The sequence below is a fragment of the Candidatus Equadaptatus faecalis genome (assembly GCA_018065065.1).
Lineage (GTDB): Bacteria > Synergistota > Synergistia > Synergistales > Synergistaceae > Equadaptatus > Equadaptatus faecalis.
Genome location: JAGHTZ010000029.1, coordinates 1 through 10977, shown reverse-complemented (window position 1 = coordinate 10977; position 10977 = coordinate 1). Strand labels below are relative to the sequence as shown.

Sequence of the window (10977 nt, the reverse complement as noted above, 5' to 3'; positions counted from 1 at the left end):
TTTACGTCAGATTCAGAAAAGACGCGCAGGGGGATATCGGCCGCGTTCAGAGACAGCAGCAGTTTATAAAAGCACTGCTGAAAAAGGCTTATTCACCGGCGGTTATAACCCGCTTTCCATCAATTGTGTCAAGCACACTGGAGGTATTCCAGACAAATATGCCGATAAAGCTGGCAACCGCTCTTGCGGGTTTTGCGGTATCCGAATTTAAGCGCGAGGACATTTACATGAGCACGCTTTACGGAGAAGCTGACCTTATAGACGGACTCAGTTTCTGGATAGGCGATCCGGCGTACGGAAAACGTTTTATCAACGCGACGCTCGGCGATCTTCAAAACGGCAGCAAAGAGCTTGGGGAGTCCGGCGTCACTGCAGGATATACCAAGGGCTACTCATCAGCGTCAGAAGAAGCGAGACAGACTTCAGGAGGCGGAAAAACTGCGGCTGTAAGGGATAAAGAAGAAATCCTTAAGACAGTTCAGGGCATTACACAGCCTGTCGCCGTGCTTAACGGATCCGGAGCCAAAGGAATTTCAGCCGCGCTTGCAAAGGAATTGCAGACCCTTGGCGTGGACGTTGTCTATGTGGGCAATGCAAAACATAACGATTACATGTACACTAATATTTCTTATCCGACGGGTGCGGCTTCGACGATTTCTTACCCTACCGGCTCAGGCTCTTCCGATGCCGAAAGCGCGAAGAAACTCGGAGCGTTGCTCAGCGTACCGGACAATCTGATACGCTCCAACGCACAGACGACAAAAGTGTCCGTTATACTGGGGCATGACTACAAGGAAGTATTTAAAATGCTTGAAAGCATAAAAGAAACGGTAAAATAACGTACTGTCACAGAATTAAATTTACACGGGAGGAAAAAAATGACACAGCCTGACGAAAGCTTTATGAAAAATTACAAACCGATAATCGATGCTTTGATGGACAAACAGGCGCTTGAAGTCAGTGTGCACGATTTGAGCGAAGTATCAGGTTTCACCGAGGCATTTATTGTTGCGATAGCCCGCAGCGATCTTCATGCGAAAACACTGCGCGATACTGCCGAAGAATTCCTTGACAAAATAAAAGTACCGTACAACGTTGAAGGAGCGGACAGCAGCAAATGGTGCCTTGTTGACGCCGGTCATCTCGTAATTAACATACTCAGCAAAGAAGGAAGCAATTACTACAGGCTTGACTCACTTTGGGGCGACGCACCGAACGAAAAATTTACGGATGAATCAGATCCGGCGGAAGAACTTTTTAAGTAAATCCGGCAAATGCCGGATTTTTGTGTCATGCGGCAAAATGGTGCCGGAAACTAAGAGACGAGGATAAATGGACAAAAAGGAACGAATAACCGAAATACTTGCCGAGCTGAAAGACGTTGCGGGAGAACAAAAGGCGGCTGTCCTAAAAGCTGCTTTTGAAGACAAAAAGCAGCTTGCGAAAATTTTTGAAGGCGGAAATTTTCCTGAAAGAGTCGCGGCAAAGATATCTGCTGAGGTTTGTGACTGCGAATTTGCGGCAGCGGGAGAGCTTTGTCCGCGTTATTCAGCACTCAAGCTTATTCCGGAAGCTTCTGCCGTCCGCCTGAACGTTCTTCCTCTTGAACTTGCAGACGGCGTACTGAAAGCAGCGCTCTCCAACCCGCTTGACACGTCTGTTACAGATGAACTTAGGCTTATTTCAGGCAGACTGAAGCTTTACGTTGTGCCTGAAACGGAGCTTGCTTCACTTATAAAGCTGTTTTATAAATTTTATCCTGCTGTTGAACAGCCTGAAAGCAGAGGAACCGCAAAAACTGAGCCGGAAAATTACGCTGTACCGCCGGAAGAAAAAAATGCCGCCGCCGAATTTATAAACGCGATTTTGCACAAAGCAGTAGAGTACAGAGCGTCTGACGTGCATTTCGAACCGCTTGGAGATATTACCAGGGTGCGGTGCAGAATTGACGGAACGCTGTTCAATATGCTGAATTTTGACTCTGAACTTCATGCACAGATTATTGCACGGCTTAAAATCGCGGCGAATATGGATATAGCCGAAAAACGCCGTCCGCAGGACGGAAGAATGTTTTACAGGGCTGACGACGGCACGGTGGATATAAGAATTTCAACACTGCCGACAATATTTGGAGAAAAAGCCGTTTTAAGGCTCCTGAAACAGGATCTCAGCAGTTTTGAACTTGACAGGCTCGGTTTTGAAAGCCGAGACGCAGAAATACTGCACAAAGCGATAAAGCTTGACAGCGGTTTAATCTTGATTGCCGGTCCTACAGGCAGCGGCAAATCCACGACGCTGCACGCGCTGATGAAAAGGCTGAACAGCAGTAAAAGCAACGTAATCAGCATAGAAGACCCCGTAGAGTACACACTGAAAGGCATCAATCAGGTGCAGGTGAACGACAAAATAGGCCTCAGCTTCAGCAATATACTCCGCTCGGTGCTGAGACAGGACCCCGACAAAATTATGGTCGGTGAAATAAGAGATACTGAAACCGCGGAACTTGCGATAAGAGCAGCACTGACGGGGCATCTTGTTTTAAGTACGCTTCACGCCGATAACACGGTAAGTGCCGTCAGCAGACTGCTTGATATGGGCATTCAGCCGTATCTGCTTGCCGCCTCGCTGAAATACGTTGCGGCGCAGCGGCTTGTACGCAGACTTTGCCCGTTCTGCATGAAGGAATACACGGCGGACGCAAAGACCTTGGAACTTTTGAAATGCGGCAGAGAAGCGCGTATATACAGGGCGGAAGGCTGCGAACACTGCAGACATACGGGGAGCAGCGGAAGAACGGTAATAGCCGAGATTTTGCAGATAGATAAAAATCTTGCCGAAATGATTAATTCCAGAGCGTCTTCTCGTGAAATGCTCCAATACGCCGTGGAACACGGCACGAAGAGCCTGCACGACGCGCTTGCGGCAAAGATTTTGAACGCGGAAGTCAGCGCAGACGAACTGTATATGTTTGAATTTGAGGAATAAAAATGCTGCACAAAAAAGATAAAGCCTTTGCGCTTCTTGAAACCGTCCTCGGTGTTACGCTGGCGTTTATTCTGTCCGGCATGGTTTATTCGCTCATAGTCTACTCCGGTAAAATTGCCGTGAACGCTGTTGAAAACTATACTTTGCAAAAATATTGCACCGAAACGCTGAGCAGTCTGACGTGCAGCGGAACGTACAATACGGGCGGCAGATACGCCGTGTCAGAAAGCACGGTGGCTAACGGTTGCGCGAAAATTGTAATCACTTCGAAAAATTCCATGCTTCGCAAAGGAAAAAATGCAGCTTTATTCTGGAAAAAGTAAAGGTTCAATACTTGTTGAGGCTTTAGCTGCGGCGTTTATTGCCGCGTTGTTTTTCCCTGCCGTGCTTTCGTTGTTTAAAAATACTGTTGACAACAGTCTGCGTCTCTATGATATGCGTGCCGCAATGCAGAGAATATGCGCGGCGGAAGCTGTTATGAAACAGCCTCTCTTCTTCTGCGGCTACGGAATGCCCTCCGAAGAAACTGAATACAAAAAATCATTTCAGAATACCTCATCCGAACCGTTTTCATGGGACGGCCCCGTCTCAGTTGTTGCTTACAATGGAAAAAATAACGCGCAGCTGAAAATCGCCTATGCAAAAAGAGAAAAATGCTTTACCTCGGTCAAAACAGCTTTTAGCGGCAGCGGCAGCATAAAATTCAACGTGAATCTGCCCTCCGATAAAATCAAAGCTGTGTACAGCGGAGAGTATGCCGGTGTCAAAAATTACGTTCTTTTCGGCGGAATGTCGCCCAAACCCGTGCCGCTGCTGGTGAGTAAAATTACGGGAAGCTCGCTTACGGCCGGCGATACTTCGTCTGAAAATTTCACCATACCAAGCGGTGAAGTATTATATCTATTTTGTGCAATGAAATTGTATGCGTCTGACGGAAAATTGTATACTTATGATTACAGGACAAGCGGTTCTCAGCCGCGCGTTGACGGCATAGAAGACGTGCGTTTTATTCTGAAAAACGGCGGAACAAAACAGCTGACGGTATATATACTTGCCAAGGGAAACAGAGAAAGACGTGAAAGAGAAATTAAACTGCTTGATTTTGAAGAAGACGTGTCAAATGCTGAGCTGCTCAAAGAGTGGCGCGGTCTTGACTGCAAAAAAGCGCTGTATGCGTCTAAAACTGTATGGAGCCTGACAAATTGCGTAGACAGAGAAAATTTTCAGCCAAACACCGTGGACTGATAACGGTTATAACCTTTTTACCCGTTCTGACCGCGGCGATTTTGTCAGCCGCGTTCTGCCTGACTGTTGCAGCGAAATTTTCCGAATCGCTGAGTATTCAGACAGAAATACTGGCAGAGGACAATATTGCTGTGCAGGTTCAAAACGTGCTTTTTGACAGCCTTAAAATAAAATTGTCAAACGGCGAAATTCTGCCCGATTTTTCGGTATCTGCCGCAGCGCTTGAAAATCCCGCAATAAAACTAGATGACAAAATCATAGATGAAATTTCGTCGGCAAACAGCCATACTGAAATTAAGGCGTATATCGTTGACGAAAATTACAGTCTTTCGTGGATGCCGGAGGCACAGAAATTAGGCATACCGAAACGCGCCCCTGAAATGTACGGCGGCGAAGCGGGAAATGAATATTTCAGCAAACGTTACGCTCTTGTCTCGGAAATTAAACCTAAAAATGCCTTAAACAAAAGCCGCTGCGTGTATATCACCGAAGCGGCGGTTTATCTGTACGGCGGAAAAATGTCCGTAAAACAGCTTCATACTCAAAGAAGACAGATAATGATAGAATAACGCCGTTCTCCCGCCGCCGAGCCGTAATAATCAAATAAAACCCAACGGTCTGAATAACATTTTTTGCAGTCTGAAAATTTACGGGACAAAATCAAAGAATTGTGCGAAAATATACTCCGCAATCAATTTCCAAAAAGAAAGGGGCTGGCTGTGAATGAAAACCGCGATATTCATTGACGGGGCATTTTACAAACAGCGGGCGTTCAAGTGCATAGGCAACAGAAGCGCGGAAGAACGTGCTGAAGAAATGATTAAATACTGCTACAGACATCTTGAATACGGAACGGAAGGCAAAACGGAACTGTTCCGCATATATTATTACGACTGTCTGCCGGTTGCCGCAAAAGTTTTTCACCCGTTGAGACGGGAAGAAATCGACCTCTCAAGACGGACGCAGTACGACTGGAACATGAGATTTATCGAAGAACTGAAACACAAACGCAAAGTCGCCCTGCGCATGGGAATACTTAACGAAAAACAGGCTCATTACACCATACGCCAGAACGTGCTTGAAAATATCCTGTCAAAACAGAAAAGCCTTGAAGAACTGACGGAAAGAGACTTCCGCCTTGAAGTGTCGCAAAAAGGAGTTGACATGCAGATAGGGCTTGACATTGCGAGCCTTGCCTATAAACGCCTCTGCGAACAGATAGTGCTTATATCGGGAGACAGCGACTTTGTACCGGCGGCGAAACTTGCCCGCTCCGAAGGCATAGATTTTATACTTGACTCCCTCGGAGCCTACATAAAACCGGAGCTTTACGAAAACATAGACGGACTGCGCTACTGCGATGACAGATATAAAACAAACTGGGAAGACCGCAAACGCGCGGAGCTTGACGGCAAAACAAAAGAGACTGAATTGACGGAAGAAGAAAAAGCCATACAGGAAGAAATAAACAAAGAATACGAAAAACTGCACCCCGTATATCAGCAGCTGCTCGACAACCTTACGATATAATCTGTATGTGCAACGGGCTGAACGGCAAATTCAGCCTGTTTTTTGTACCGAAACGGAGCAGTACAGCACAAAATTTTCAAAAAATGTCATTTTCAAAATGACATTTTTTGTTTGAACTGCGATAATATAAACGAAAGAAACGAAGCAGCCGGACTGCAAAGGAGATACTGCAATGACGGAGAACGCGGTACAGCTTTTTGAAAACAGAAAAATCAGAACTGCATGGGACGAAGAACGACAGGAATGGTACTTCTCCGTAGTTGACGTTATCGGTGCTTTGACCGATGCGGTTGATTATCAGGCAGCAAGAAACTACTGGAAAGTAACGAAAAAGCGCCTGACAGACGAAGGAAATGAGTTGGTTACAAAATGTAACCGGTTGAAACTTGTTGCCTCTGACGGAAAAAAACGCCTTATCGAACAAAACAGAAAGGATTTTTGATATGCGCTATATTGGCGGCAAAACTTTAATGTTGAATAACATATCAAATGTGTTGAAAGAAAACTGCTCCGACATTCACAGCATTTTGGATGTTTTTTCCGGTTCCTGTGCAGTGTCAACGCATTTTATGAAATTGAAACTTAATGTTACCACAAACGATTTTCTATATTTTAGCTATGTAATTGCAAGAGGCACGCTTGGATTAAAGAATTTCCCAATCTTTTCTGGCTTGAAAGGAATAGAACCGTTTGACTTTTTGAATGGAATTACGTTGGATAAAACTCCGTTTGCTTTGGAAGATTGTTTTGTATACAATAACTATTCACCAAATATAAACTCGCAGCGGATGTACTTTCAGAATGACAACGCAATAAAAATAGATTTGATACGTATGCAGATAGAGTTATGGAAAAATGAAGGAGCGATATCTGAAGATGAATATTTTTATCTGCTTGCAATTCTTTTACAAGCAGTTCCGTATGTTGCGAATATTACGGGCACATTTGGGGCTTACTTGAAATATTGGGACAACAGGACATTTAATAAACTAAAATTACAGCCTCTGCCAATAAATCATACGAACAAGCCTGCAAAGTGTATGAACCTTGATTATTCGGAGGCTCTGTCGGAAGAAACCGATGTGTTGTATGCGGATCCGCCGTATAACTCACGTGAATATCTGCCAAATTATCATTTGCTTGAAACTATTGCCAAGTATGATAATCCTCAGATAAGCGGTGTTACAGGTATGCGGGAATACCAAAATCAAAAAAGTCCTTTTTGCAAAAAAAACGCCGTGGCAACTGCTTTTGATAATCTTTTAAATCTTGCTAAGTCAAAATACATAATAATCAGCTATAATAATGAAGGGTTGCTTTCGACTGATTTTTTGTGTCGGCTTTGCAGGCAATACGCGGTAAAAGATACATTTAGACTGTATGAGTATGATTATCGGAGATATAAGAACAAGATTCCAAACAATACACAGGGATTAAAAGAACAGTTATACTTTCTAAGGAGACGGTAATGGAATACGTTAAATCGCCTATGAACTACATAGGGAATAAATACAGGATAATACAACAGATGCATAGCCTTTTTCCTCAGGATATTGAAACAATGGTTGATATTTTTGCCGGAGGCTGTGATGTTGTAATCAACACATCTGCGAAGAAAAAATATGCTAATGATATCAACTATCATGTCATACAGATTTTTCAGGAATTTCAGAAACATAGCAGAGAAGAAATACTTGGGTATATAGACGCAACAATAGATAAATGGCAGCTGAGCAAAACCAATAAGGCAGGATATGATTGCTTTAGAGCGTATTATAATCTGCATCCTGCACCGTTGGATCTTTACGTCTTAATGTGCTACAGTTTTAATTATCAGTTTAGATTTAACACACGGCATGAATACAACAACCCATTTGGGAAGAATCGCAGTTCCTTTAATGAAACAATGCGAATGAACCTTCTGAAAATACTGGATAAACTTGAAGACATAAAATTCTCAACAAAGGATTTTACAGAATTTGATTACAGTATACTGAAAAATGGAGATTTCGTGTATGCTGACCCTCCGTACCTTATGAGCTGCGGGAGCTATAACGATGGCAAACGCGGCTTTAAAGGTTGGAGAGAACAGGACGATATACAGCTTTTTTCTATCTTGGACAGTCTAAATGCAAAAGGTATTAAATTTGCATTGTCCAATGTCGCTGAACATAAAGGTTTGAAGAACGAACATTTGCTTGACTGGAAAGCTGCGAGGAATTATAACATGCACACGTTATCCTTCAATTACAATAATTGCAATTACCACTCAAATAATAAAAACAACAGAACGATAGAAGTTTTGATTACAAATTATTAAGGAGTTGCGGTATGATGCCTAACAGGACATTTGGCTGGGTGCAAAATCCTGCTGATTTGGCAAAATTGAAAAAAGTCGTGAGCATTTTTGAGCCTAACTCAAAGGTTAATCTGTGGCTTGTCAATGAAAGACTGCCGTTGCTTAATCGCTACAAACTAATATCAAAACAGGACTATACAACCTTTCGTGAACAGTTGACAAAAGAAACATTAAAAATAGACTACAACCTTTTGAAAGGCAAGGGTTCAAGTGGGCGTCGGGCAGATGCAATATGTACAGGCATAGTCCAAGCTGTTATTGATGCACAACAGAGCAGAACTTACGCAGGGAGGCAAGGCAGCACTATTACAATCAAAAAACCGTACGTTGATGACTGGACTGCTGATGGTTATCTGCGCTGGGCAATATCATGTGGCTTATTAGAATATAATATAGCGGAAGATACATGTAAAATCTCTGATTTGGGCAGAAAACTCGCCATGTCAGAAGCTGACTCCTGCGGTGAGACAGAAGCTTTAAGCGTAGCGTTGCTTTCCTATCCTCCGGTAATCAGAATACTGTCTCTTTTAAAACAAACAGATGAACTTACAAAATTTGAGTTGGGAAAAGAACTTGGGTTCAAAGGTGAGTTGGGTTTTACTTCAATTCCGCAGGCGGCATATCTTTGCGACTATTGTGAAGCTCCAGCAAATCAGAAAACAAGTATAAGAAACAATGAGGAAGGCGACTCGGATAAATATGCTCGCGGCATAGCAAGTTGGCTGATGCAGATGGGCTGGGTTACAAAGTCGACCAAACAGGTAACAGAGATTTATAGAGAAAAATCCTATACAGCTAAATTACAGGCTTACTCTATTACACGAGCAGGAGAAAAAGCCCTAATAATGGCAAAAGGTAATTCGAGCAATAAAAGAATTCCGCGTATTGTAATGTTTGAAATGCTTGCTTCAAACAAGGCTCCCGGCGCAAATTATTTACGATACGAGAGGGCGTCTATTTTGAACACGCTCTCTGTTTCTTCCAAAAGCCTCAAACAAATTGCAACAGCATTGAAAACAGCGGATGGCACTGTCTCTGAAAGTACTGTTAAGGATCATATCAAAGGTTTATATTCTATCGGCATAGAGATTACAGAGCGCAATGGAAAATATAAACTGCATGATATGATAAAATCACTTGTTCTGCCTCAACGCTCTAAATGCAGTAAAGAAATTGTCAATGACATAAAAGACAGAGTGAGAGACAGATTAATTAATGTGAAGCACGATTATCTTGCCCTGATTGATTTGGCGTACAGTGATGCTGCTGCGAAATCAAGCAAAAATTCAGATGCAAGAGAATTTGAGATACAAACGGCATCGCTTTTTGTAAATGAAATGGGATTTTCAGGAAAAAGGCTTGGGGACGCAAACAGACCGGACATTATAATTTCTTATGGTAATTGTGGAACAATTATTGATAATAAGTCATACAAAGACGGGTTTAATATCCCGGTACATTCCGCAGATGAAATGGGGCGTTACGTGAATGAAAACCAGCGCAGACTTCCCTGCATACCCCCAAATGAATGGTGGAAGGAATTTCCGGAGAATGTATGTAATTTCACCTTTTTATTTGTGACCTCATACCTGAAAGGAAACTTTGAGCAGCAGTTAGAGTATATATCCAATACTCATTCCGGAATAAATGGAGGCGCAATCTCTGTTGAAAATCTTCTGTATTTGGCTGAAAATATCAAAAGCGGACGGTTAGGTTGCAGAAATTTCTTCGATGATTTTGCAAATAAAGAATTAACGTATACAACCGTGTAGAGTTATATTGTTACAGTTGACAATGAATGTAATGGCAAGTTCGTCGACGAAACGTAATTTTACATAATATACCAAAACAAAAGCGGGGGACTGAGTACAATCCCACGCTTTTTTATGTTTGCTGTTGGATTATTCCGCCTGGGTGACTCTGTGCTGCACTTTCGGAGTGACAAAGTCAATGCGTATTTCTTTGCCGAGCCCTTTGGCAAGGCGTTTGAGCGTTGCGTCTCCGGCGGTTTTCGTTTTTCAGTATTTTGGTACGCGGACAAACGGCTTTGCCGCCGAGATTTGACGGTGCGCCGTTTGTTCGTTTGTTTGAAACTGTGCTGCATTTTTGTTGACGGTGTTACAATCCCAAGGCTGTGAGAGGGAGCCGTGTGTGGACTTGAAGCCGGGCAGTGCCCACTACTGCGTGTGTTTTACGTGTTGCAGCGCTTCAATCGTCGTACCTCGAACAGGTGCGGATTTGTCGCAGCCCTGAAGACGGGATTACGCAAACGCGAATGCGATTTTTATTTTTTATCGGGGCGGGCTGGCTCCGCGGAGTTAAACGTTCGTTTGGCTGATATATTCAGCGTAAGACTTCCGCAAGTCCCCAAACGTTCAGGAGTTCGCCCGCAAGCAAGGCATAATAAGATTTGTTTCTTGCCCCTACATTTACAAAAACGGCAAAACTGTTTCAAATGGCAACCTGATTTTCTAAAAAAAAGCAATTATTTTGCGATGGATTATTGAAAAGTTATATGTTTTCCGCGACGGACTGTATGAGAACACAAAAGCGGAGGACTGATTGCAGTTCCCCGATATATATTTTTGCAGTATGATTTAATATCTTGCTTTTGCATAGTTTTCGTCAGGAATGAGAACAGCACTGCCGTCTTTTTCATTGGATAGTTTCCTCCTGTAAAATTTGATTTGGGTACAGTAAACACAGCCCCTTAGGGGCGTGTAGATTAAAACAAACGACGAACTAAGAACGACAAACGAACAAATTAAAACCTTAACGCTCGTTTCACTTGCGTAACGTCGCTGGATGCTGCACTTCCGCTGCGTTCCATGCAGCAAGACAAAGATTTTTTGTTCTTC

The 10977-nt window shown here is 43.2% G+C and carries 12 protein-coding genes; 11 read left to right on the top strand and 1 reads right to left on the bottom strand.

Annotation, left to right across the window (positions count from 1 at the left end; all coding sequences use genetic code 11):
• From KBS54_02460 to KBS54_02410, 11 genes are all read left to right on the top strand, one after another.
• Positions 1 to 839, top strand: an 839-nt coding sequence (locus tag KBS54_02460) for an LCP family protein (GenBank protein ID MBQ0054993.1), incomplete at its 5' end; no start/stop codon positions are given.
• A gap of 39 nt (positions 840 to 878) precedes the next feature.
• Complete coding sequence (gene rsfS, locus KBS54_02455) at positions 879 to 1265, top strand: ribosome silencing factor (GenBank protein MBQ0054992.1); 387 nt, start codon at positions 879 to 881, stop codon at positions 1263 to 1265.
• Between the two features lie 67 nt (positions 1266 to 1332).
• Positions 1333 to 2985, top strand: coding sequence for a type II/IV secretion system protein (locus KBS54_02450; GenBank protein MBQ0054991.1), 1653 nt, complete (start codon positions 1333 to 1335; stop codon positions 2983 to 2985).
• A 2-nt stretch (positions 2986 to 2987) separates the two neighbouring features.
• Positions 2988 to 3308: a hypothetical protein gene (locus KBS54_02445; GenBank protein ID MBQ0054990.1), complete on the top strand. Its 321-nt coding sequence runs from the start codon at positions 2988 to 2990 to the stop codon at positions 3306 to 3308.
• A gap of 61 nt (positions 3309 to 3369) precedes the next feature.
• Entirely contained in the window at positions 3370 to 4230 is an 861-nt protein-coding gene (locus tag KBS54_02440; GenBank protein MBQ0054989.1) for a hypothetical protein, read from the top strand.
• Entirely contained in the window at positions 4188 to 4799 is a 612-nt protein-coding gene (locus KBS54_02435) for a hypothetical protein (protein ID MBQ0054988.1), read from the top strand. The genes KBS54_02440 and KBS54_02435 overlap by 43 nt, the downstream gene beginning before the upstream one ends.
• A gap of 154 nt (positions 4800 to 4953) precedes the next feature.
• A complete protein-coding gene (locus KBS54_02430) occupies positions 4954 to 5760 on the top strand; it encodes an NYN domain-containing protein (GenBank protein MBQ0054987.1) in 807 nt (268 codons plus the stop codon).
• A gap of 172 nt (positions 5761 to 5932) precedes the next feature.
• Positions 5933 to 6202: a hypothetical protein gene (locus KBS54_02425; protein ID MBQ0054986.1), complete on the top strand. Its 270-nt coding sequence runs from the start codon at positions 5933 to 5935 to the stop codon at positions 6200 to 6202.
• A 1-nt stretch (position 6203) separates the two neighbouring features.
• Entirely contained in the window at positions 6204 to 7229 is a 1026-nt protein-coding gene (locus tag KBS54_02420; GenBank protein ID MBQ0054985.1) for a DNA adenine methylase, read from the top strand.
• The gene (locus tag KBS54_02415; protein MBQ0054984.1) at positions 7229 to 8080 is read left to right on the top strand and encodes a DNA adenine methylase; all 852 of its coding nucleotides are present in this window, start codon (positions 7229 to 7231) and stop codon (positions 8078 to 8080) included. The genes KBS54_02420 and KBS54_02415 overlap by 1 nt, the downstream gene beginning before the upstream one ends.
• Before the next feature lie 11 nt (positions 8081 to 8091).
• Positions 8092 to 9891, top strand: a complete 1800-nt coding sequence (locus KBS54_02410) for a hypothetical protein (protein MBQ0054983.1) — start codon at positions 8092 to 8094, stop codon at positions 9889 to 9891.
• A gap of 825 nt (positions 9892 to 10716) precedes the next feature.
• Here KBS54_02410 and KBS54_02405 read toward each other — a convergent pair.
• Positions 10717 to 10977, bottom strand: a 261-nt coding sequence (locus tag KBS54_02405; GenBank protein ID MBQ0054982.1) for a hypothetical protein, incomplete at its 5' end; no start/stop codon positions are given.

Bases quoted from the DNA above. Each gene is read 5' to 3' on its own strand.
- KBS54_02410 (MBQ0054983.1), top strand. From the start codon at position 8,092: ATGATGCCTAACAGGACATTTGGCTGGGTGCAAAATCCTGCTGATTTG.
- rsfS (MBQ0054992.1), top strand. From the start codon at position 879: ATGACACAGCCTGACGAAAGCTTTATGAAAAATTACAAACCGATAATC.
- KBS54_02420 (MBQ0054985.1), top strand. From the start codon at position 6,204: ATGCGCTATATTGGCGGCAAAACTTTAATGTTGAATAACATATCAAAT.
- KBS54_02445 (MBQ0054990.1), top strand. From the start codon at position 2,988: ATGCTGCACAAAAAAGATAAAGCCTTTGCGCTTCTTGAAACCGTCCTC.
- KBS54_02425 (MBQ0054986.1), top strand. From the start codon at position 5,933: ATGACGGAGAACGCGGTACAGCTTTTTGAAAACAGAAAAATCAGAACT.
- KBS54_02450 (MBQ0054991.1), top strand. From the start codon at position 1,333: ATGGACAAAAAGGAACGAATAACCGAAATACTTGCCGAGCTGAAAGAC.
- KBS54_02415 (MBQ0054984.1), top strand. From the start codon at position 7,229: ATGGAATACGTTAAATCGCCTATGAACTACATAGGGAATAAATACAGG.
- KBS54_02430 (MBQ0054987.1), top strand. From the start codon at position 4,954: ATGAAAACCGCGATATTCATTGACGGGGCATTTTACAAACAGCGGGCG.